16 protein-coding genes are annotated in these 23902 nt (G+C 61.1%); 12 read left to right on the forward strand and 4 right to left on the reverse strand.

Annotation, left to right across the window (positions count from 1 at the left end; all coding sequences use genetic code 11):
- Positions 1–10: 10 nt before the first annotated feature.
- Positions 11–1588, reverse strand: coding sequence for an ABC transporter substrate-binding protein (locus tag H1S03_RS13965; protein ID WP_185804945.1), 1578 nt, complete (start codon positions 1586–1588; stop codon positions 11–13).
- 443 nt (positions 1589–2031) lie between these two features.
- Here H1S03_RS13965 and H1S03_RS13970 point away from each other — a divergent pair, with 443 nt between their 5' ends.
- On the forward strand, positions 2032–3963 hold the full coding sequence (locus H1S03_RS13970) for an acyltransferase family protein (protein ID WP_185804946.1): 1932 nt from the start codon (positions 2032–2034) through the stop codon (positions 3961–3963).
- 55 nt (positions 3964–4018) lie between these two features.
- On the opposite strand, the gene H1S03_RS13975 is transcribed toward H1S03_RS13970, so the two are convergent.
- The gene (locus H1S03_RS13975; RefSeq protein WP_185804947.1) at positions 4019–4714 is read right to left on the reverse strand and encodes a helix-turn-helix domain-containing protein; all 696 of its coding nucleotides are present in this window, start codon (positions 4712–4714) and stop codon (positions 4019–4021) included.
- Between the two features lie 260 nt (positions 4715–4974).
- Here H1S03_RS13975 and H1S03_RS13980 point away from each other — a divergent pair, with 260 nt between their 5' ends.
- From H1S03_RS13980 to H1S03_RS14015, 8 genes are all read left to right on the forward strand, one after another.
- Positions 4975–7662 carry a nitrate/nitrite transporter gene (locus tag H1S03_RS13980; RefSeq protein ID WP_185804948.1) on the forward strand — a complete coding sequence of 896 codons (2688 nt, stop codon included), beginning with the start codon at positions 4975–4977 and terminating at the stop codon, positions 7660–7662.
- A gap of 56 nt (positions 7663–7718) precedes the next feature.
- Positions 7719–11459 (forward strand): nitrate reductase subunit alpha, encoded by a 3741-nt coding sequence (locus H1S03_RS13985; RefSeq protein WP_185804949.1) that lies wholly within the window; start codon positions 7719–7721, stop codon positions 11457–11459.
- Positions 11456–12979, forward strand: a complete 1524-nt coding sequence (gene narH / locus H1S03_RS13990) for a nitrate reductase subunit beta (RefSeq protein WP_185804950.1) — start codon at positions 11456–11458, stop codon at positions 12977–12979. Before H1S03_RS13985 ends, narH begins: the two co-directional genes overlap by 4 nt.
- A gap of 1 nt (position 12980) precedes the next feature.
- Positions 12981–13682: a nitrate reductase molybdenum cofactor assembly chaperone gene (narJ, locus tag H1S03_RS13995; RefSeq protein ID WP_185804951.1), complete on the forward strand. Its 702-nt coding sequence runs from the start codon at positions 12981–12983 to the stop codon at positions 13680–13682.
- Between the two features lie 11 nt (positions 13683–13693).
- Positions 13694–14446 carry a respiratory nitrate reductase subunit gamma gene (gene narI / locus H1S03_RS14000; protein WP_185804952.1) on the forward strand — a complete coding sequence of 251 codons (753 nt, stop codon included), beginning with the start codon at positions 13694–13696 and terminating at the stop codon, positions 14444–14446.
- On the forward strand, positions 14443–15237 hold the full coding sequence (locus tag H1S03_RS14005) for a peptidylprolyl isomerase (RefSeq protein WP_185804953.1): 795 nt from the start codon (positions 14443–14445) through the stop codon (positions 15235–15237). Before narI ends, H1S03_RS14005 begins: the two co-directional genes overlap by 4 nt.
- Positions 15238–15381: 144 nt before the next feature.
- The gene (hemN, locus tag H1S03_RS14010; protein WP_185804954.1) at positions 15382–16731 is read left to right on the forward strand and encodes an oxygen-independent coproporphyrinogen III oxidase; all 1350 of its coding nucleotides are present in this window, start codon (positions 15382–15384) and stop codon (positions 16729–16731) included.
- A 395-nt stretch (positions 16732–17126) separates the two neighbouring features.
- Entirely contained in the window at positions 17127–18338 is a 1212-nt protein-coding gene (locus tag H1S03_RS14015) for a multidrug effflux MFS transporter (protein ID WP_221892709.1), read from the forward strand.
- Between the two features lie 44 nt (positions 18339–18382).
- On the opposite strand, the gene H1S03_RS14020 is transcribed toward H1S03_RS14015, so the two are convergent.
- A complete protein-coding gene (locus H1S03_RS14020) occupies positions 18383–19180 on the reverse strand; it encodes an SDR family oxidoreductase (protein ID WP_185804956.1) in 798 nt (265 codons plus the stop codon).
- Positions 19181–19217: 37 nt separating this feature from the next.
- Positions 19218–20156 (reverse strand): LysR family transcriptional regulator, encoded by a 939-nt coding sequence (locus tag H1S03_RS14025; RefSeq protein ID WP_347339233.1) that lies wholly within the window; start codon positions 20154–20156, stop codon positions 19218–19220.
- 138 nt (positions 20157–20294) lie between these two features.
- On the opposite strand from H1S03_RS14025, the gene H1S03_RS14030 reads away from it, so the two are divergent.
- Genes H1S03_RS14030 through H1S03_RS14040 form a run of 3 tightly spaced genes read left to right on the forward strand, consistent with a single transcriptional unit; the run spans position 20295 to position 23661 of the window.
- Complete coding sequence (locus H1S03_RS14030) at positions 20295–21260, forward strand: PDR/VanB family oxidoreductase (protein ID WP_185804958.1); 966 nt, start codon at positions 20295–20297, stop codon at positions 21258–21260.
- Positions 21261–21277: 17 nt separating this feature from the next.
- Positions 21278–22276 (forward strand): amidohydrolase family protein, encoded by a 999-nt coding sequence (locus tag H1S03_RS14035; RefSeq protein ID WP_185804959.1) that lies wholly within the window; start codon positions 21278–21280, stop codon positions 22274–22276.
- A gap of 23 nt (positions 22277–22299) precedes the next feature.
- Positions 22300–23661 carry a metal-dependent hydrolase family protein gene (locus H1S03_RS14040; protein ID WP_185804960.1) on the forward strand — a complete coding sequence of 454 codons (1362 nt, stop codon included), beginning with the start codon at positions 22300–22302 and terminating at the stop codon, positions 23659–23661.
- Positions 23662–23902 lie beyond the last annotated feature (241 nt).

Here is a 23902-nt window from a genome sequence, read left to right on the forward strand (position 1 = left end):
TTGGCAACGATCAGTCGTGTGTGAAGTACTTCACATGGACCGTATCGTCCGCATTCACGGCTGCGCCGACCTCGTTGCGCATCGCCCAGTTCAGGGTCTGGTGATGCACGGGCAGATAGATCATGTCCTCTTTCACGATCTGCCACATTTCCGCGATCATGGCGTCGCGGGCCTCCAGATCGACCTCGGCCGCGATGGCGCGTGTCATCTCGTCGATCTTGGAGTTGGAATAGCGGGTGCTGTTCCAGGTGCCGAACTCATCGCCCTTGGTGTGGTACAGGAAGTTGAAGATATACTCACTGTCATAGGTCGGAACGCCCCATCCCAGCATGTAGAAATCCGACCCCAGCCCGTTGATCAGCGGGAAGTGCTGCGCCTTGGGCTGCGCGTTCAGGTTCGCCGTCACGCCGATCTGCGCCAGCATCCCGACAGCCGCCTGACAGATCGCCTCGTCGTTGACGTAGCGGTCGTTCGGGCAGTCGAGCTGGATGGAGAATCCGTCCGCCCAGCCGGCCTCTTCCATCAGGGCGCGCGCGGCCTCCACATCGGTGGTGGGAACGGTGTCCAGCTCCTCGGTCCAGCCGTTGACGAACGGAGGCATGACGACCCCCGCCGGGATCGACTGGCCGCGCATCACGACCTGCCGGATCGCATCACGGTTGATCGCCATGTTCATCGCCTGACGCACGCGCACATCGGCCAGCGGGTTTCCGCCCTCGGGCGTGCCGTTGACCAGTTCGTCACCGATGTTCATGCCAAAGAAGATCACCCGGTTCTGCGGTGAGGTCATGATCTTCAGTTCGGGATCGCTCTCGATCCGCTGAAGATCCTGCACCGGCACGTCCTGGATGAAGTCCACCTCACCCGACAGCAGCGCCGCAACGCGTGTCGAGGGGTTCTGGATCGGCGTGTAGACGATATCGGTATAATCCAGCGGGAACTCATCCGCGCCCCAATAGCCGTCGAACCGTGTCATCTCGGTTTTCACGTCGGCCTCACGGCTGACCAGCCGGTAGGGGCCGGTGCCGTTGACGTTCTGCGAGGCGAAGGTTTCCTCGCCGCTCTCGAAATCCTGCACGTTCTGGGCGCCGTTCGCCTCGGCCCAGCCCTTGTCCATCATGAAGATGTTGGTCAGCGATGAGGGCAGCAGCGGGTTCGCGCCGTCGGTGGTGATGATCAGCTCATGATCGCCGTTCGCCTCGACCGACACGATGGAGGTGAGCAAGCCCTTCATGTCGCTGTTCTCGCTCATCGCGCGCTCGAACGAGAAGACGGCATCCTCGGCGGTGAAGTCCGCGCCGTCGTGATATTTCACGCCCTCACGCAGGGTGAAGTTCCAGGCGTCGGGGTTTTCGGTGCTGACGGCCCAGTCGGTGGCCAGCGCGCTTTCCAACTCACCCGACGGGTTGCGCAGGATCAGCGGCTCCATCATCTGGTGCATCATGGCCAGCGTCGGCCCTTCGTTCTGGGCCTGCGGGTCCAGTGTCAGCGAATCGCTCGACCGGGCCCATCGCAGGGTTTCCGCCTGCGCCGCCCCCATCGTCATCGTCATGGCCGTCGCGGCCAGAAGGAGATGTTTCATCATCATCGTTTCCCTGTCGTTTCGTTGCCGGGCCCGGTTCGCGGACCTCATTGCATCAGACCTTGCGATCCGATCGGTGAACCTGACGCGAAAGCGAAGCCCCGAGCTTCGAAGCCCCTGCCCCCTCCGCGTGCAGAATAAGGTTAGCCCCCAAACGCATCCGAATGCGACCCGGAAAGTTGATTTCCCACCGAGGAAAAACGCGATGAAAAAACGTGCCCCCGCGCGGGGGTGCTGACATGCTCACATCTGGTGCAGCGAAAACGCGAGATTTTCCAGAATCCCGTCAAGGATGACCGCCGCAAGCAGCCTCTCGCCACTGTCCGCCCCGAAATAACGATTGACGAGCCTGTCCAGCCGGAACTGATGCATAAAATCAAGTGGACTTTATGAAATCACCAATATACTGACGTTAATATGGACTTTGAGAACTATCAGGACTGCCCCGCATGAAGTATAGAAGTGAAATCGACGGACTTCGCGCTGTAGCTGTTTTACCGGTAATTTTATTTCATGCTGGCTTCAGTTTATTCAGCGGCGGCTACGTTGGTGTTGATATCTTTTTCGTCATTAGTGGCTATCTCATTACCAGCATACTGATCGGTGAACTTGAGCAAGGAAAGTTTTCAATCCTACGATTTTATGAACGTCGGGCCAGGCGAATCTTGCCAGCCTTGTTCACCGTGATGCTGGCTTGCCTGCCATTTGCATATCTATGGATGTTGCCGTCGCAGCTGAAAGATTTTGCGCAAAGCGTTTTTGCTGTCATTTTCTTTGTCTCGAATATACTTTTCTGGAGGGAAGACGGATATTTTGCTGCGGCTGCCGAACTAAAACCACTTCTGCATACGTGGAGCTTGGCTGTAGAGGAGCAATATTATTTTCTGTTTCCACTATTCTTGCTTTTTGCGTGGAGGTTCGGCCGTAATCGTGTGTTCTGGAGTGTTGTTGCGGTTTCCGTGGCGAGCCTCCTCGTTGCCGAGTGGGGGTGGCGGAACTCACCTTCCGCGAACTTCTACCTGGCACCGTCACGCGCGTGGGAAATGCTGGCAGGTTCTATCTGTGCATTTTTGACAGTGGGCCGTTCGCCCAGGTCAAGCAATGTCCTCAGTGTCACAGGGCTGGCGTTAATCGTGTTCTCAGTTTTACATTTTGACAATAACACACCATTCCCAAGCGTATATACTCTTGCTCCAGTAGTAGGAACGTCTTTGATAATTTTGTTCGCTGCGCGTGAAACATTGGTCGCAAGATTTCTTTCCGCAACTCCTCTTGTTGGAATAGGATTGATTTCTTATAGTGCATACTTGTGGCATCAGCCGCTATTTGCTTTTGCTCGTTTAAGAAGCATAGCCAAACCTGATGATTTGTTGATGGCTTCACTTGCCCTCTTGTCTCTGGTGCTGGCGTGGCTCTCATGGCGGTTCATTGAGCAGCCCTTTAGGAAAAAGAATAGGCCTTTGCTCCCTACAAGAACTGGCCTTTTTGCAGCGAGTGGGGCTGTTAGCGCAGCGTTTGTAATTATTGCCTTTTCCGGGCATTTTAGTCAGGGTTTCGATTGGCGCCGCGCCGGAACTTTCACACTTGGGGAGCTGGATCAGCGCGTTGCTATAAATCGTGGCCTTCATAGTGATTGTGAGGGCCACTTTACCGATTCAGAGAACTGCTTTACTTCAGATAATCCCAAAATTTTGCTTTGGGGTGATAGTTTTGCGATGCATCTAGCCCAAGGCATTTTAGCCAGTGACCCAAACCTTGAATTACAGCAGCACACAAAATCAGCCTGCACTCCAATATTAGGGATAGCCCAAATCACAGTTGGTAGGACCAGCGACTGGGCTATGGATTGCATTCAGTTTAATAACAGTGTTATGAATTGGTTAAGTCAAAACGAAGATGTAGATCTTGTTGTAATATCATCTCCTTTTAGTGGGGTACTAAGCGGAACCTTAAAAACCGAAAGCGGCGAAGTTATATCTGGGGATAGCTTGGACTATGTTTCTGAAATGTTAAGGGCGACCGTGGATCAGATACGTCTGATTTCAGATGCCCGCGTGTTGATTGTCTCTCCAACGCCGACCGAGAGCAATAAGTTTAATCTTGGACAATGCGCTATAAGAAGCGTCTTTTTTGCCACGGATGAAGACGTGTGTGACTTTGAAATGAATCCGGAAACAAGACCTTATGAACTTTTAAGAAATGTATCGAACTCAATACCTGTTTACTGGTTGCACGATAACATTTGCGAAGGCGAGGTCTGTCATCCAATAGTCGATGGTGTCTTCATTTACAGAGACGGAGGTCATTTAAGCAAGGAAGGCAGTGCCTATCTGGGCCTTAAATACAACTGGATTGATAGCTTTTATTCAATGGCTCTTTGACACTTACGACGCATATTCCCTTTTCGCCATGCTTGCCCCCCCGCTGAGCCCGCCCTCACGTCGCATAATCGTCGATAAGAGGGTTGGGCTTGGCATAGCGTGTCAGTTCTGCAAGGTCGCAGATCACGATGCGGCTGCCATCCACCTTGACGCCGTGCGGCTCCAACCCCTTGAAGGCACGGCTGAGGTTTTCCGGTGTCATGCCCAGAAAGGACGCCAGCCGCCTTTTTTCCATCGCCAGATCGAACGCCACATCGCCTGTCCGCTCCTGCTGGCGCAGCAGGTAGTTTGCCAGCCGCTCGAACGATGTTCGCAGCTTGAGGTCCTTGGCGTTCTTCACCACGGATCGGTAGCATTGCGCGAGTTCGGCAACGATTGCCTGGGCAAAGGCGCTGTCCCTGGCGAAAACCTCTCTGACATCCTGCGAAGGGATCAGGGCGATGCGGCTCTTCTCCAGCGTTCTGGCGGACATCAGGTAAGGTAGATTCCGCACACTCGCCGCCAGAATGAAGGTCGAGACGGGTCTGACCGTGGCCATGCTCGTCTCCCGCCCGTTCCAGACCGAGAACAGATCAACGGAGCCCGACAGAATGACATGCAGGAAATCCGGCGGATCATTCTCGTGAATCAGATCAATTCGCGGCGGGAAGTTCTGAACATAGGCCCCCCGCACCAGGGCACGGAAATTGGCCTCGTCCATGGCGGTGAACAATTCAAGGTTCCGAATCTCTTGCTTGTAGTCTTCAGACATGTCCACCCCGGTCCGCCGCTTTTCGCTGATAGGCGGTATCCTTCAGGCCCGCTTGATAAATGTCAACTTTGCGATTGACCTACGCGCAGCGCGGCTTGATCTATCGTCGCGCAGGGTTTGATAAATATGGCTAAGTAATTTATTTTGCTGCATATTTTCCCGTTTTTGATCCACGTCAAGCACGCACGGCCCAAAACCCTCCACCTCTTGCACACGCCCGAATTGTGCATGTCGCACGATAATCGTCAGGAGGACGTACCATGGACAGTGCCGGAACGGTCGGCAGAGCCGATCAGAACAGAGCCCTCGGGCTGAGCACCGTCGCCTTTACGGCATGTTTCGCGGTCTGGACGATCTTTTCCATTATCGGTGTCGGGATCAAAGTCGAACTGGGGCTGAACGAGGCGCAGTTTGGCCTGCTGGTCGCAACGCCCATCCTGACCGGCTCCATCACGCGCCTGTTTCTGGGCGTCTGGACCGAGAAATACGGCGGGCGTCTGGTCTTTACCGCCCAGATGGCCCTGACCGCGATTGCGACATGGGCGCTGACCTTCGCCTCGACCTACCCGATGTATCTGATCGCCGCATTGGGCATTGGTCTGGCCGGGGGGTCGTTCATCATCGGGGTCGCCTACGTTTCGCGCTTCTATGATGCGGGTCATCAGGGCACGGCGCTGGGGATCTTCGGGGCGGGCAATGTCGGGGCGGCTGTTACCAAATTCGTGGCCCCGTTCGTGATGGTGGCCTATGGCTGGCAGGGTGTGGCGCATGTCTGGGCCATCGGCCTCGGCATCATGGCGATCATCTTCTTCGTGTTTGCCAAGGACGACCCGGAACTGGTCGCGCGGCGCAAGTCGGGGATCAAGCCGCCCAGCTTTGCCACGCAATTCGCGCCGTTGCGCAATTTGCAGGTCTGGCGGTTCTCGCTCTATTACTTCTTTGTGTTCGGGGCCTTCGTGGCGCTGGCGCTCTGGATGCCGCATTACCTGATCGACGTCTATGGCCTCGACATTCGGGCGGCGGGCATGGCGGCGGCGGTATTCTCGCTGTCGGCCTCCTTGTTCCGGGCCTATGGCGGCCACCTGTCAGACAAGTTCGGCGCGCGCAAAGTCATGTACTGGACCTTCGGCTTCAGCCTGGTGCTGCTGTTCATGCTGTCCTATCCGCCGACCAACTACGTGATTCAGGCCAAGGACGGCCCGATTACCTTCTCGACGGAAATGGCCCTGTGGCCCTTCGTCATCACGCTCTTTGTTCTGGGGTTCTTCATGAGCCTGGGCAAGGCAGCCGTGTTCAAGCATATCCCGGTCTACTATCCGCAACATGTCGGCGCGGTCGGGGGCCTCGTCGGTATGATCGGGGGTCTGGGCGGGTTCGCGCTTCCCATCGGGTTCGGGGCTTTGCTGGAGCTGACGGGCATCTATACCAGCTGCTTCGCGCTTCTGTTCGCACTGGTGGCGGTCTCGCTGGGCTGGATGCACCTGTCCGTGCGCGCGATGGAGCGGGCGGCCCATGGACCGGCGCTGGACGCGCTTCCCGAACTGCCCGAGATGCAGTCGATCCACCTGCCCGAGCGGACAACCATGCCCCGCACGCTGACAGAGTGGCACCCCGAGGACGAAACATTCTGGAAAGAGACGGGCCGAGCAATCGCGCGGCGCAACCTGTGGCTCTCGATCCCTGCCCTGCTGCTGGCGTTTTCGGTCTGGATGGTCTGGTCGGTCGTGGTCGCCAGATTGCCCGCCATCGGGTTCGACTTCACCTCGTCCCAGCTGTTCTGGCTGGCCGCATTGCCCGGACTGTCGGGCGCAACCCTGCGTATCTTCTACAGCTTCATGGTGCCGATCTTTGGCGGCAGGCTGTGGACGACCCTTTCGACCGGGTCGCTACTGCTGCCGGCAATGGGGATCGGCTACGCGGTGCAGAACCCCGAAACGCCCTATCTGATCTTTCTGACGCTGGCGCTGCTATGTGGGCTTGGGGGCGGCAACTTCGCCTCCTCCATGGCAAACATCGCCTACTTCTTTCCGAAGGCGGAAAAGGGCAATGCGCTGGCGCTTAACGCGGGTCTGGGAAATCTGGGCGTGTCGGTCATGCAGTTCCTGGTGCCGATCACGATTACCGCGGGCGTTTTCGGCGCGATGGGCGGCGCGCCGGTCACGCTGGATGATGGCAGCCAGCTGTGGATGCAGAACGCCGGTTTTGTCTGGGTGCCCTTTATCCTCATCGCGACGGTCGCGGTATGGCTGGGCATGAACGACATCGCGGACGCCAAGGCCAGCTTTCGCGATCAGGCCGTCATCTTCGGCCGTTTCCACAACTGGGTGATGTGCGTGCTCTATACCGGCACGTTCGGCAGCTTCATCGGCTATTCGGCAGGCTTCCCCCTGCTGACACGCCTGATGTTCCCCGAGGTCAACGCCCTGCAATATGTGTTCCTCGGCCCGCTTGTCGGTGCGCTCAGCCGCGCGGGCACGGGCTGGATCAGCGACCGGTTCGGCGGCGGGCGGGTCACGTTCTGGACGTTCCTCGGCATGATCGTCGCGGTCTATGGCGTGATCTTCTTCCTGCCCTCGGGCGGACAGGGCGGCAGCTTCATGGGCTTCTTTGCCTGCTTCATGGCGCTGTTCTTCCTGACCGGGGTGGGCAATGCCTCCACCTTCCAGATGATCCCGTCGATCATGCGGCAGGAGGTGCCGCGCCTGATGCCGCAACTGGACGCGGCGGCCCTGCAAAAACAGTCGGAGCGTGAGAGCGCGGCGATCATCGCCTTTACCTCGGCCATTGCCGCCTACGGCGCGTTCTTCATCCCGAAACTTTACGGCACCTCGATCAGCATTACCGGGGCTCCGAACGGCGCGCTCTGGTGCTTCCTGATCTTCTACGTGGTCTGCGTGGCGATCACCTGGACCTTCTACAGCCGCAAGAACGCACCGGTGCCCTGCTGACCCATCGACGACGCGGAGGCGCGGTCGCGCATCCCGACAGCGAAAGGAAAATGGATATGAGCCATCTTCTCGACAGACTGAACTTCCTGCAACCCAAGGAGCTGGAACAGTTTTCCAACGGCCACGGGCAGGTGACCCGCGAAAACCGCGATTGGGAGGACACCTATCGCAACCGCTGGCGCCACGACAAGGTCGTGCGCTCCACCCACGGGGTGAACTGCACGGGCTCATGTTCGTGGAAAATCTACGTCAAATCGGGGATCGTGACATGGGAAACGCAGCAGACCGACTATCCCCGCACGCGCCCCGACCTGCCCAATCATGAACCGCGCGGTTGCGCGCGCGGCGCCAGCTACAGCTGGTATCTCTACTCCGCCAACCGGGTGAAAAACCCGCTGGTGCGCGGGCGCTTGCTGAAGATCTGGCGCAAGATGCGCGAAACGTTGAGCCCGATCGAAGCCTGGACCAAACTGCAAGCCGATCCGATCCTGCGCGCCTCATATGTCGAGACGCGCGGCAAGGGCGGCTTCGTGCGCGCCACATGGGACGAGGCGACCGAGATTACCGCCGCCGCCAATGCCTACACCGCCAGGACCTATGGCCCGGACCGGGTGTTCGGCTTCTCACCGATCCCTGCGATGTCGATGGTCAGTTACGCCGCAGGCTCCCGGTATCTCAGCCTGATGGGCGGCGTGTGCATGTCGTTCTACGACTGGTATTGCGACCTGCCGCCGGCCTCACCCATGACGTGGGGCGAACAGACGGACGTGCCTGAGAGCGCGGACTGGTACAATGCCGGCTATCTGCTGCTGTGGGGCTCCAATGTTCCGCAGACGCGCACGCCGGATGCGCATTTCTATACCGAGGTGCGCTACAAGGGCACGAAATCCGCCGTCATCTGCCCCGATTATTCCGAAGCCGCCAAATTCGGGGATGTCTGGCTGAACGCGCGGCAGGGAACCGATGCGGCGCTGGCAATGGCCTTCGGTCACGTGATCCTGCGTGAGTTCCATCTGGACCGGCAGACCGAGTATTTCGAGGATTACACGCGCAAATATTCCGACTTTCCGATGCTGGTGAAGCTGGACCGGCAAAACGGCAAACTGGTGCCCGGCCGCTTCCTGCGCGCCGATGATCTGGACGGCAAGCTGGGCGAAAGCAACAATCCCGAATGGAAAACCGTTGCCTATGACGAGATTTCCCAAGGCTTCGTCGCGCCCAACGGCTCCGTCGGCTATCGCTGGGGTGAGGACGGCGAATGGAACCTTGAGGAAAAGGCCAAGGAAGCTGAAACCCGGCTGAAGATGAGCTTCATCCTGGATGAGGATCACGACGACGCGCCCGGCGTCGATTTCCCCTATTTCGGCGGTGAGGCCTTCGGCCAGTTCAAGACGGATGCCGACCATCCCAATGTCCTGACGCGCAATGTGCCGGTAAAGCGGATCCAGACCCCCGACGGCGAAATAGCCGTGGCCACGGTGTTCGACCTGTTCTGCGCCAATTACGGCCTCGATCGCGGGCTTGGCGGCGATTGGGTGACGAACGACTACGCCAACGACATGCCCGGCACCCCGGCCTGGGCCGAAAAGATCACGGGCGTGCCCGCGGACAAGATCATCCACGTCGCGCGCGAATTTGCCAGCAATGCGGAAAAAACCAATGGCAAGTCGATGATCATCATCGGCGCGGCGATGAACCACTGGTTCCACATGGACATGAACTATCGCGGTGTCATCAACATGCTGGTGATGTGCGGTTGCGTCGGCAAATCCGGCGGCGGCTGGGCGCATTACGTCGGTCAGGAAAAGCTGCGTCCGCAAACCGGCTGGCAGCCGCTTGCCTTCGCGCTGGACTGGGGGCGCCCGCCCCGGCACATGAACTCGACCTCCGCCTGGTATGCGCATACCGACCAGTGGCGTTATGAGACGCTTGAGGCGGATGAGATCCTGTCGCCCACCGCCCCCGCCGGCGATTGGGATGCCAGCATGATCGACTATAACATCCGGGCCGAGCGGATGGGCTGGCTGCCCTCCGCGCCGCAGCTCAAGACCAACCCGCTGGAGGTGGCCAGGGCAGCAAAGGCCGCGGGCAAGGAGATCCCGGCCTATGTGGCGGAAAACCTGAAATCGGGTGATCTGCAAATGTCGTGCGAGGATCCCGACGATCCCGCAAACTGGCCGCGCAACCTGTTCGTGTGGCGGTCGAACCTGCTGGGATCGTCAGGCAAGGGTCACGAATACTTCCTCAAACACCTGCTGGGCACCGATAACGGCGTGATGGGCAAGGATCTGGGCGAGGAAGGCCGCCAATTGCCCAAGGAGGCCCGGTGGCACAAGGACGCGCCGCGCGGCAAGCTCGACCTGCTGGTGACCATCGACTTTCGGATGAGCACCACTTGCGTCTATTCCGACATCGTTCTGCCAACGGCCAGCTGGTACGAAAAGGACGACATGAACACGTCCGACATGCACCCGTTCATCCACCCGCTTCAGGCGGCGGTGGACCCGGCTTATGAAAGCAAGTCCGACTGGGAAATCTTCAAGGCGATCGCCGCGAAGTTTCAGGAAATCGCGCCCGGCTATCTGGGCAAGGAAACCGACATCGTCGCCCTGCCCATCCTGCACGACACCCCGGCGGAGATCGCGCAGGATCAGGTGAAGGACTGGAAAAAGGGCGAATGCGATCTGATTCCGGGAAAGACGGCACCCGCCTTTGTGGCGGTTGAGCGGGATTATACCGCGATCCACGACCGGTTCACCGCGCTGGGTCCGCTGCTCGACACGCTGGGCAATGGCGGCAAGGGGATCACCTGGAACACCTGTGAGGAGATCGACAACCTGTCCGCGCTCAACGGTGTGCAACTGGACGGCTCGGCCGCCGGTCGCCCCCGGATCGACACGGCGATAGATGCCTGCGAGGTTATCCTGATGCTCGCACCCGAGACGAACGGCAACGTTGCGGTCAAGGCATGGGAGGCCCTGTCAAAGGCCACGGGCCGCGAACACGCCCATCTGGCCGAGGGCGAGCACGGCAACAAGATCCGCTTCCGCGACATCGCCGCCCAACCGCGCAAGATCATCTCCAGCCCCACATGGTCAGGCATCGAGAGCGACAAGGTCAGCTATAACGCGGGCTATACCAACGTCCATGAACTGATCCCGTGGCGCACGCTGACCGGGCGCCAGCAACTGTATCAGGATCACCTGTGGATGCGCGCGTTTGGCGAGAGCTTCATGTCCTACCGCCCGCCGGTCGATCTCAAGACGATCACCAGGGACGTGCAGGATGCGGGCGACACGCTGGTGCTCAATTTCATCACGCCGCACCAGAAATGGGGCATCCACTCCACCTATACCGACAACCTGCTGATGCTGACGATGAACAGGGGCGGGCCGGTGGTCTGGATATCGGAGGTGGACGCGCGCTCTGCCGGGATCGTCGATAACGACTGGATCGAGGTCTACAACATCAACGGCGCACTGACCGCACGGGCGGTGGTGTCGCAGCGGATCAAGGAAGGCTCGACCTTCATGTATCACGCGCAGGAAAAGATCGTGAACACGCCCGGTTCCCAGAAGACGGGCCTGCGCGGCGGCATCCACAACTCGGTGACGCGCACGGTTCTCAAACCCACCCACATGATCGGCGGCTACGCCCAGCAATCCTACGGCTTCAACTATTACGGAACCGTGGGGGCGAACCGGGATGAATTCGTGGTCATCCGCAAGATGAAGAAGATCGACTGGCTCGACACCGAAAAGAGCCGGGACGTGCCCAAGCAGGAGGCAGCAGAATGAAAGTCCGCGCACAAATCGGCATGGTGCTCAATCTCGATAAATGCATCGGGTGCCACACATGCTCCGTCACCTGCAAGAACGTGTGGACCAGCCGCGAAGGCGTCGAATACGCATGGTTCAACAACGTGGAATCCAAGCCCGGCCTGGGCTATCCCACCGATTGGGAAAATCAGGCCCGCTGGAATGGCGGCTGGGAGCGTACGAAATCCGGCAAGCTTCAGCCCAGGCAGGGCAGCAAGTGGCGGATCCTCGCCAATATCTTCGCCAACCCCAACATGCCCGAAATCGACGATTACTACGAGCCGTTCGATTTCGACTATGACCACCTGAAATCCGCCCCCGAGATGGAGGCGTTCCCCACCGCGCGCCCCCGCTCCAGGATCACCGGTGAGCGGATGCAGAAGATCGAGAAGGGCCCGAACTGGGAGGAAATTCTGGGCGGCGAATTCTCGAAACGATCCGGGGATTACAATTTCGAAGGCATCGAAAAGCAGATCTACGGCGAATACGAAAACACCTTCATGATGTATCTGCCCCGCCTGTGTGAGCATTGCCTCAACCCGACCTGCGTATCGTCCTGCCCCTCGGGCGCGATCTACAAGCGGGAGGAGGACGGCATCGTCCTGATCGACCAGGAAAAATGCCGCGGCTGGCGGATGTGCGTCTCGGGCTGTCCGTACAAGAAGGTCTATTACAACTGGTCCACCGGCAAATCCGAGAAATGCACGCTGTGCTATCCCCGCATAGAAAGCGGCAACCCGACGGTCTGCTCGGAAACCTGCGTGGGGCGCATCCGCTATCTGGGCGTCATGCTCTATGACGCGGACAGGATCGGTGAGGCGGCCAGCGTGGAAAACCCGCAGGACCTCTATGATGCGCAGCTTGGCGTGTTTCTGGACCCCAACGATCCGGCGGTGATCGCGGCGGCGCGCGCCGACGGCATCCCCGAGGATTGGATCAAGGGGGCGCAGGAAAGCCCGATCTGGAAAATGGCGATGGAGTGGAAGGTCGCCTTCCCCCTGCATCCCGAATACCGGACATTGCCGATGGTGTGGTATATCCCCCCCCTCTCCCCCATCCAGAACGCGGCGGAGGCCGGCGCGATCGGCATGGATGCGGGAATGCCCGACGTGCGCAATCTGCGCATTCCCGTGCGCTATCTGGCCAACATGCTGACCGCGGGCGACGAGGCACCCGTCATCACCGCGTTGGAGCGGATGCTGGCGATGCGCTCCTACATGCGCTCCAAAACCGTTGAGGGCGTGATTGATGAGGGCATAGCCCAGCGTGTCGGCCTGAGCGGGCGCATGATTGAGGATATGTACAAGATCATGGCGCTTGCCGATTACGAGGACCGCTTCGTGATCCCCACCACGCACCGTGAACAGGTCGAGGATGCCTATGACCTGAAAGGCGGCTGCGGGTTCACCGACACCAACGGATGCTCCACCGGCATCTCGAACGGGTCGCTGTTCGGCGGCTCGAAAAGACCCCTGAAAATGCCGGCGGAGGTGCAATGAAATGGACCGTACATTAAAGGCCCTGTCCCTGATCCTGAGCTATCCCACGTCCGAGTTGCAGCGCGTCATGCCCGAAATCGGCGGCGTTCTTGCCGCCGACCCGCGCTTGACCGCCGCCGCGCGCAGGGCACTGCGCCCGCTGGTCGAGGCGCTGACCACGCGCGACATCTATGAGGTGCAGGAAACCTTCGTCATGCTGTTCGACCGATCCCGCACCCTGTCGCTGAACCTGTTCGAACATGTGCATGGCGAAAGCCGGGATCGCGGCGGGGCGATGGTGTCGCTGGTCGAAACCTACCGCGCGGGCGGGTTCGATCCGGTCACATCCGAACTGCCCGATCACCTGCCGGTGCTGCTGGAATTCCTCGCCACCCGCCCGACCGCCGAGGCGCGTGAGGTGCTGGCCGACGCGGCCCATATCTTCGAGGCCCTGAACGCGCGCCTGAACCGCAGGCAAAGCCCCTATGGCGCCGTCTTTGCGAGCCTCCTGCAACTTGCCGGGGTCAAGGCGGACGCGGCGGCGGTCGCGGAAATGCTGGCCCTGCCCGACGACGATCCCACCGATCTGGAGGCGCTGGACCAGGTCTGGGAGGAAAGCGAAGTGCGCTTCGGCCCCGATCCGAATGCGGGCTGCCCGCAAGTGCGCGACATGCTGGCCAACATGGACGTTCCGATCAACCCCGCCCCGCACGCGGCCGAATAGGGAGAACCCTCATGTTCCTGGATCTCGACTACTTCATCTTTGGCATCATGCCCTATATCGCGCTGACCGTGCTGATTGTCGGCTCGATCGCACGGTACGAGAAAGACCCCTTCACGTGGAAATCCTCCTCCAGCCAGCTGTTGCGACGCAGGCAATTGTGGTGGGGGTCGGTCCTGTTCCATGTGGGCATCATCACGGTGTTCGGCGGGCACCTGATCGGGCTGTTCACCCCGGTCTGGATCCTCGACGCGCTCGGCATTCCGCATCCGTGGAAGCAGTGGGCGGCGGTGATCCTGGGCGGCACGGCGGGGATTGCGGCCCTTGTGGGCGCGTCCCTGCTGATCCACCGCCGGGTGACGGACCCGCGCATCTGGCGGCACACCAGTTTCGCCGATATCGGCATTCTGGTGTTGATCTGGCTGCAATTGTTCATCGGGCTGGGCACGATCGTGCTGACCTTGCAGCATATGGACGGGGTCGAAATGGTCCGCTTCATGACCTGGTCGCAAAGCGTGATCCTGCTGAACCTGAACGCCTGGGCGACGGTTGTGGATGTCCACTGGCTCTACAAGGCGCACATCTTTCTGGGCCTGCTGATCGCCATGCTGTTCCCGTTCACACGGCTTGTTCACATGATCTCCGGCTTTGCGGCGCCGTTCCGGTTCCTTCTGCGCCCCGGCTATCAGATCGTGCGCTCGCGACGGCAGCAGCCCCTGCCCGGTCGCGCGGATCCCAAGGCAATTCCGGCGGAGCACAGATCATGAATGCGCCCCTTTTTCCCGACCTGATCGTGAATGGTCAGACCGTCCCCCATGCCCGCATCGCGGCGGAGACGCAGAACCAGCAGGCACCGAAAGGCAAACCTGGAATCGCATGGCGCAAGGCGGCCAATGCCGTTGCGATCCGAACCCTGCTCTTGCAGGAGGCCGTGGCCCGGAATATCGCGCCAGACCCTCAGCAGGTCGGCCCCGGTCGCTTTGAGACGGATGAGGAGGCCCGGATTCGCGGCCTTCTCGAACAGTCGGTCCGCGTGACGCCCCCCACGGTCGAGGAGGTCGCGGCAGAGTGGCGCAAGGATCCCTCCCGGTTCAGGGCGCCGCCCCTGTGGGAGGCATCCCATATCCTGATCGCCTGCGACCCCCGCGAGCCCGACGCGCGGGAGAATGCACTGGCCCGCATCACAGCCATCGCCACCATGCTGGCCCGCGACCCCAAGGGGTTTGCCGCACTGGCCGCCGGGCACAGCGAATGCGGCTCCAAGGATTCGGGCGGCGCGCTCGGGCAGCTCGGACCGGGCGACACCGTACCGGAATTCGAGGCAGCGCTGCGCACCCTGTCCGAGGGCGAGACCTCACCGCCCGTTCTGACCCGGCACGGCTATCACCTCATCCGGCTGGACGCGCTGGCACCGGGTCAGGTTCTACCCTTCGAGGCCGTGCAGCAAAAAATCGCGGAGGCGATGGAAAAGGCCGCCTGGGCGCGGCAGGCCCGCAGCCTTGTCGATCAACTGGTCAGTGCCGCGAAAATCGAGGGGGCCGACCTCAGCATGGTCTGACACCGCCCCTGGCCCGACCGGGCCGCAACCGCGCCTGTGATTTGGATCAAGGACAGGGCGCAGATTTCGCCGGATCATGCGCGCAACACAACTCTGCGCGGTCAGGACGCTTGCGGACATGCCGCGCGACAGATTGGAACAGCCATGACCGACGCCCTGAAATCCTATATGAGCCGCAATGTGCCGCGCTACACGAGCTATCCCACAGCCCCGCATTTCTCCGATGCGGTTGGGCCGCAGGACTATGCGCGCTGGCTTTCGGCGCTCGATCCGAAAGCGCCCGTTTCGCTCTATCTGCACGTGCCGTTCTGTCGTGAGCTTTGCTGGTATTGCGGCTGCAACATGAAGCTGGCCAAACGCGACGCGCCCGTGGCCGCTTATGCCCAAACGCTGATCCGCGAAATTGATCTGTTGTCACGCCACCTGCCCGGCCGCATGGAAATCTCGCATCTGCACTGGGGCGGCGGCACGCCGACCGCGCTGGTGCCGGATGATCTGGAACGCGCGATGGATGCGGTGCGGGGCACCTTTCGCGTCACCTCGGATGCGGAACTGGCAATCGAGAGCGACCCGCGCACGCTGACGCCTGCGATGATCGAACGGATCGGCAAGCTGGGCTTTACCCGCGCCAGCTTTGGCGTGCAGGAATTCGATCCGAAGGTGCAAAAGGCCATCAACCGGGTCCAGCCGCCCGAGATGGTGCGCGCCTCGGTTGAAGGTCTGCGCGCCGCTGGCGTGACAGGCATCAACTTCGATCTGATCTATGGGCTGCCGCACCAGACGGTGGAAACACTTCTCGACACGATCCGCCTTTGCGTGCAGATGCGCCCTGACCGCATCGCGCTGTTCGGCTATGCGCATGTGCCGTGGATGGCCCGGAAACAACGGCTGATCGACGAGACCGCCCTGCCCGGCGTGGATGCCCGCCTGATGCAATCGCAGGCAGCCGCCGCCGCCCTGATTCAGGCGGGCTATGTGGCAATCGGGCTGGACCATTTCGCACTGCCCTCGGATTCGATGGCCAAATCGGCCCGCGACGGCACGCTGCGCCGGAACTTTCAGGGATATACGACCGATCAGGCGGAAACGATGCTTGGCGTCGGTGCGACCTCCATCGGGCGCTCCCCTTCGGGATATGTGCAGAACCTGTCGGAAACCGGCGCATGGGCCCGCGCGGTCGAGGGCGGCGAACTGCCCGTCGGCAAGGGCCTGGCTCTTACCCAAGACGACAAGCTGCGCGGCCACGTCATCGAGAGGTTGATGTGCTGCGGTGAGGTCGATCTGGATGCGGCGGCCCAGCACGGCCGGGCGGCGGCGGAATGGTACAGCGAACTCGAACCGGAATTGCGCGCCCTGGAACGCGACGGCCTGATAACGCGGCGCGGCGGCCATCTGTCGCTGACAGACAAAGGCACGCCGCTGGTGCGCGTGGTCGCCTCAGTCTTCGACGCCTACCTGCCCGCCACGACCGCACGCCACGCCATCGCCGTCTGACAGGGGGGCTTTCCCGCAGGCAGGCCAGATACCGCAGCGGCGGAGATGTTTGTATCCGGCAGGCAGTTTGCGGCCTGGATACACGAGCAGGCGATGAGGCCTTGCGCAAGAAACTTGTCGCCGGCGCGACTTCGTTCTGCGACAGGTGAGGTCTACAATACCACTGCTGCGCAGCCGACCGTGGCTTGCGCGGCGTGACGAGATCGGCCAATGGCCCGATGGAACCGCTTTGTCAGGGTCGTGGACCTGGAGCAGGAGCGCCGGCCGTTCCGCCCAACACGGTCCGCGCGGCAGCCTGGCGGTCACGGCCCGCCTCGCGATCTGAACTCCCGATGCCCGCCCTAAGAAGAAACGTCTTTTCGTGTGCCGCGCACGCGGCAAGAGTTGCCGTGAACATGAATGATCGGATTGTCGTGGCTGGGACAGAAACGAGGACAGGGAAACGTGCGGGCAGGCCGCCCCTCTGGCTGCTGGTGGCGCTGGCCTCGACCGGCACGCTGGCCATGCACATGTTCGTTCCAGCCTTGCCTTTCACCGCACAGACACTGGGTATCTCAACGCAAGAATCGCAACTGGTCCTGACGGTCTATATCCTGGGCCTGGCGGTTGGGCAGCCGATCTACGGTCCGGTCACGGATGCCTTCGGACGCAGGCCGGTCGTGATCGCGGCCATGATGCTTTACGCGCTCGGCACGCTGGTTTGCATTCTGGCCGCCAGCCTGCCGGCGCTCCTTTCGGGGCGCCTGCTGCAGGCACTTGGCGGCGCGGGCGGCATCACGCTGGCGCGGGCCATCGTGCGCGATGTATCAGGCCCGGGTGGGTCGCAGAAAGACATTTCCCTGCTGAACCTGATCATGCTGACTGCCCCCGCTATCAGTCCTGTCATCGGCGGGTGGATCGTCGTCCAGGGCAGTTGGCGGGGGATCTTCGTGTTCCTGCTTGTTCTTGCGGCCACCGTACTGATGCTGAGCCTGCGCCTGCTGCCTGAAACGGCTCGCCATCGCAAACGGTTGACCTTTCAGGTGCTGCTGGCGGATTTCAGGGCCCTGGCGATGAAACGCCAGTTCATCTGCATCGCCGTGGGGGGCGCTCTCGGGTCGACCGCCACCTATGGGTATTTCGCGGCGGCGCCTTACATCCTGATTCAGCAAATGGAGGTTCAGCCCGAAAATGTGGGCTACTTCGTAGGAGGAATCCTGGTGGGTGCAATCAGCGGCACCTTTATCTCCCGGCTGCGCGTAGGACACATGTCGCAGAGCGCCTTTCTGCAGTTCGGCGGCCTCCTGGCTGTCGCGGCCAGCGGTGCTTTTTTGGCGGCGGTGCTCACCGAAGTCCTGACCCCGGCCCTTCTATTCGCGCTGACCTTTGTCCTGATGTTTGCCGCCGGTTGCATTAGCGCGACCGCACTGGCGGCATCACTCGACTCGGTGCCGCAACTGGCCGGGTCCGCAGCGGGGCTGTTCGGCGCGGCGCAAATGTCCTTTGGTGCGCTGAGCACGGTCCTCGTCGGCTTTGGCACCCGACCGGATCTGAGCTGCGCCCTGACGCTGTTTTCAGCGGCCCTTCTGAGCCTGGCACTGCTGTACCTTGGAAAATCGGGGGCCTGACAGGTGGGGGCCGGTCCGGTCCGTCCGGCCCCTTTCTTGTGTCGTCAGTGCGTGCCCGGATAAGCCCCCCCGTCGCAAAGGATGTTCTGGCCGTTGATGTATGCCGCCTGGCGGCTGCACAGAAAGGCAAAGGCGGCGCCGAATTCCTCTGGCGTCCCCAGCCGGCCCGTCGGGATGGACTGGCGTCTGGCTTCAAGCACTGAGTCGGCAGCCATCCCCTTGCTCAGCGCCTCGTCCTCGATGGTTCCGATCAGCCGGTCGGTCGCGAAGGCCCCAGGTAAGAGGTTATTGATCGTAACTCCCTGCCGGGCCAGCGGCCCGCGGGCGATTCCCGCCACGAACCCCGTCAGCCCCGACCGCGCGCCGTTCGACAGACCGAGGTTGGCAATTGGCGCTTTCACCGAGACCGAGGTGACATTGACGATGCGGCCAAAGCCGCGCTCGGCCATTCCGTCAACCAGCGCCCTTATCAGGGCGATCGGCGTCAGCATGTTTGCGTTCAGCGCCGCCTGCCAATCGCTATCGTCCCAATCGTGGAAATCACCTGGCGGTGGACCGCCCGCGTTGTTCAACAGTATATCGAAGGCGTCGCCCGGACCGTTTGGGGCGGACATGGCCGCGGCCCGCCCTTCGGGTGTGGTGATATCTGCGGCCACCGCGATCACCTCGTTCGCACCGGGCAGCGCGCGCAGACTGTCGGCAGCCTCCCGCAAGAGCCGCTCCGTCCGGGCGACGATTACGAGGTTGACTCCCTCCTCCGCCAACGCCCTGGCACAGCCCAGGCCCAGCCCCTTGCTCGCACCGCAGACCAGCGCCCATTTTCCCGCGATCCCGAAATCCATCGGTGTCCCTCCTGTTCTCAAGTTTCATTTGCGGTTATCAGATACCTCTGCTGCCGCGTGTCACCGTCTGCCGCAGGAAGTTCGCAAAATGCTGTGCCAACTCGCTCAGCTCGGTGTCGCGCTTCCATGCGAGCCCTATTTCCAGCGGTGGAATCGGTTCTGCAATGCTCAGGCGCTCGATCTTGAAACCTTCGAGCGACCAAGGTCGGTAGACGGTGTCGGCGACAATCGTCACGCCAAGGTCAAGTCCGATCCATTCGCGCAGCGCCTCCATCGATGTGGTTCGCAGAACGACGTTGGGCTCGAACCCATAGGGCCGCACGGATTCGCGCAGCACCCGCTCACCCTCATCGATCATCAGAAAGACATATGGCAGGTCTTGGAGTTGCTTGAGTGAGACGGTCCGGTGCGAGGCCAGGGAGGACCGGGACGAAACCCAAACCCGGCGCTGTGCGGTGTCCAGGGAATGGGTTTCCAGATCGTCCGGGCGGGCAAGGTTCGACGTCAGAATCACGCCCAATTCCACGCTGCCCATGACCAGCGCTTCTTCGCATTCGGGGCGCGTCAACTCCTTCACCGAGATCTCGACATTAGGATGGGAGGACAGGAATTTTTGAATGTAGGGCAGCAGGAAATAACCCAGAACGACATGTGTACCGACGATGTTCAGCCGCCCCGAGAGGTTGAGCGAGGCCTGAAAGGGCCATTGCTGCGCTTCCTCCGCCGCTTCGAGCACTTTCATGGCGTGCTGGTGGAAAAGGTGGCCACGGTACGTTAGCGACACGCCATAGGTGTGCCGCTCCAGCAAGGGCACTCCCAGGATCGCTTCCAGGTCGCGGACGGCAGTTGTGACGGCGGATTGCGAGATCCCTATCTCGGCGGCCGCGCGAGCAATCTTTCCGTATTTCGCGGCGGCCACGAAATAGGACAGCTGTCGCAACGTGAAGTGTGCGCTGTTCATCCTCGCCCTCTCCATCCTCTCTGCCCGATTGCCCGAGTCGTTCTAGCCAGTTAGCATCTGATTTTCAGATACATCACTTAAATATATTAGGTTTGACTATATCGCAGGGATTGTCAGTTTAACAACTGGTATAATCGAACGAGGAGGTGATCGATGAGTTCACTACTTGTGAAAGTAGCGTCCATTCGCAACGAGGCGGAGGGGATCGCTTCGTATGAGTTGGTGAGAGCGGACGGCCACGCCCTGCCCGCCTTTGACGCGGGCGCTCATATAGACGTATTCCTGCCTGGCCTGCCGGCGAAGCAGTATTCACTCTGCAGCTGCCCCGGAGAGACCGACCGCTACAGGATCGCCGTGCTCAAGGAGCCGGAGTCACGCGGCGGCTCGCGCCACATGCATGAAAAGCTTTCGACCGGCGACACGTTGACCATTGGCCTCCCGAAAAATCACTTTGCGCTGGTGCCGGAAGCTCGTCGAAGCCTGCTCGTAGCCGGAGGCATCGGCGTGACGCCGCTTCTTGCGATGGCCGAAACGCTTTCCGCCGAAGGCGCGGATTTCGAGATGCATTACTGCGCCCGCAGTCGGTCGCGGTTGGCCTTTGCCGAGCTATTATCGGAGCAGCGGTTTCAAGGCCGCGTGCACCTGCATCTCGACGATGGCCCCGAGGATCAGAAACTGGCCTTGCCCGCCCTGTTGGCGGCGCGCGATGCCGGCGATCACCTCTATATCTGCGGCCCGACCGGTTTTCTGAACTGGGTCCGCGACACGGCGCGGCAAGCCGGGTGGCCCGACGAGGCCGTTCATACCGAATATTTCTCGGGCACGGTCGAGCAGATGGATACCGACACCGGGTTCGAGATTGAAATCCAGGAAACTGGCCAGGTTATTTGCGTCGAAAAGGGCCAGACCGCGCTGTCCGCACTGCTGGACGCGGGCCTCGACATTCCCAATTCCTGCACCGAGGGCGTCTGCGGCATGTGCATGACTCAGGTCGCGGAGGGGACACCTGACCATCGGGACCAGTTCCTGACCACGGCAGAACGCCAGGCCAACGATGTGTTCATGCCATGTTGTTCACGGGCGAAATCGAATCGACTGGTAATTTCCAACGACTACTGACGGCAGGACCTCCGACAATGGCACATTCCGCCCAAACCGCCCGCGTGATCGACGTTCACGCCCATGCCGTTCTGGCCGCCTCGATGGGCGCCGCCGGCGATTTTGGGCCCGAGATCGGCGCTTATCCCGACGGACAGCCCTGGTTCCGGGTCGGTGACTACCGGCTGGACGGCGTGCGCTACGTCGGAAGCCCATTCATGGACACCGACCTGCGCCTACAGCGCATGGACGAAGCCGGGATCGACTACCAGCTTCTTTCTCCCAATCCGCTGACCTATTTTCATTTCATCCCGGCGCCTGAGGCCATCCGCTTTTGCCGCGCCCACAACGACGCGCTGGCTGCAACGGTCCGCAGCCGGACCGGACGGCTGGGTGCCATCGCGGCATTGCCGATGCAGGACATACCGGCTGCCTGCGCGGAACTGCGCCGCGCGATCGTGGATCTGGGGATGCTGGGCGCGCAGATTGGCACTGATATGCCACACCCGCTGGACGATCCTGCGATGGACGCGCTTTATGCGATCTGCGTCGAGTTGGATGTGCCGCTGTTCATCCACCCCAGCCCCGCCGGGATCGACGGACCCCCGGGCGACCCGGCGCTCAAACGCTTTGACCTCGACGTGGTGGTCGGCTTTGCCGCGCAAGAGGTGCTGGCGGTCTGCACCCTGGTTTATGGCGGCGTCCTGGACCGGCACCCGGAACTGGACATCTGCCTTAGCCACGGCGGCGGATCGATGGGCTATCTGGTTGGCCGCATGAAACGGGCAGTGCGCAAGCGCCCCTGGGTCATCGACGCGCTGAAACCCGATGGAGCCTTCGAGGAAAGACTGGGCCGGTTGTGGTTCGACAACCACCTCAACAATTCGCACAGCCTTGATCTGCTGGTGTCGCTCATCGGTGACAATCACCTGGTCTACGGCACCAATTTCGCGGGTTGGGATGCACCCGACCCGGGGGACGCGCATGCCCCCGAACCAAAACTTGCGGACAATGCCAGACGGCTGCTCAGGCTCTGACGGTCGCTAACGGAGGAAACGAGATGAAAGACAAAATCATCATTCGCGGCGGAAACGTAATCGACGGGACCGGGGCCGCGCCGGTCGCAACCGAAATTCTCGTCGAGGATGGCAAGATCGCGGCCCTGGGCGCGAACGCCGAAAGCCGCGCCGAGGGCGCGCGGGAAATCGACGCCACCGGCCAGACCGTGATGCCCGGCCTCATCGACGCCCATTGCCACCTCTCCTTCGACGACGCCGCCTCCAATGCCGAGATATTTCATCAGAGACGCAACGCCCTGTCGGCCCTTGTCGCCTCCTACAACGCGCGCAAGCTGTTGCGCGCCGGAGTGACGGGCATCCTGGATCCCGACAGCACCTTCGAGAACATGATTGACCTGCGCGACGCGATCGATGCCAACGTGGTCGAAGGTCCGCGTATGGCATGCGGGTCCTATGCGCTGATCAACAATCTGGGAGGAACGGCGGGCACGCTGATCCAGGATCGCGGCATCACCGGCTATTACAAGGTTACCGCCGGACCGGATGAGATCGTGGCCGAGATCCGGCGCCAGATCAAGCATGGCGCCGACTGGATCAAGGTGCATGTCACCGGGATCGTGCCGCGCATGTCCCATTTGGGAGAAGTTTGCGTTTGGACCGAGGATGAGTTGAAGCTGATCTGCGACACCGCGCACGAATTGCACACACCGGTCATGGGCCATTGCCGCGGGGCCGAGGCCACGCGCCGCGCCGCGGTGGCCGGGTTCGACCTGATCTTTCACGGCACCGCGATGGATGACAAAGCCTTGCGCGAGATCATTGACCGCAAGATTCCCATCGCACCTGCCCTGACCTTCCAGGCGAACATGGTGGACTTCGGCCCTCGGCTGGGCACCTCTAAGAACCTGATCTCGCTTTTTGAGCGTGAGATCACCGACAGCATCGACACGATCACTGAGGCTCACAAGGCGGGCGTACCGATCCTGTGCGGATCCGAATCCGGGTTCTCGCTGGTGCCCTACGGCGACTGGCACTACCGCGAGATGGAGGTCCTGACCAAGTATTTCGGCTTTACCCCGCTTGAGGCGATCCGCTCGGCGACGATGGAAGGCGCCCGGGCGCTGCGCATGGAGGGCCGCACAGGGGCGATCCTCGAGGGCTACGAGGCCGACATCATCTTCGTGAACGGCCAGGTCGAGAAAGACGTAACCCTGCTGGGGAACACCGATAACATCACGCGTGTCATGATCTCTGGCCAGGAAAGGAACCTCACGCCGCTGCCGCAGCGCAAGCCGATCAACGGTTGGCGGCTGGCAAGCATGGGCAAGAAGCTGACACGGGATTACATCAGCACGACCAAACCGAACCCGGATGAGCCTTTCAACCCCGAAGAATTGCACTGATATTGGCACCTTACCGGGGACGCTAGACGTATCCGATCCCAGCTCCAGCCGGGCTTCTGCAGCAGCCTCTTGATGGCTGCAGAAGTCCGGCTCAAACGTTGTGTGGTTTGCCCAACACTGACCTGTGCGTGCGCGGAAACGGTCATCTCATCTACCTGTTCGTCGGCTCACGGACCGGCGGCCGCGCCGCCGCCATCGCAGACAGCTTGACCGGAACGGCCAGCTGAATGGTGTGGACCCG

This window comes from Pontivivens nitratireducens (genome assembly GCF_014235845.1).
Classification (GTDB): Bacteria; Pseudomonadota; Alphaproteobacteria; order Rhodobacterales; family Rhodobacteraceae; genus Pontivivens; species Pontivivens nitratireducens.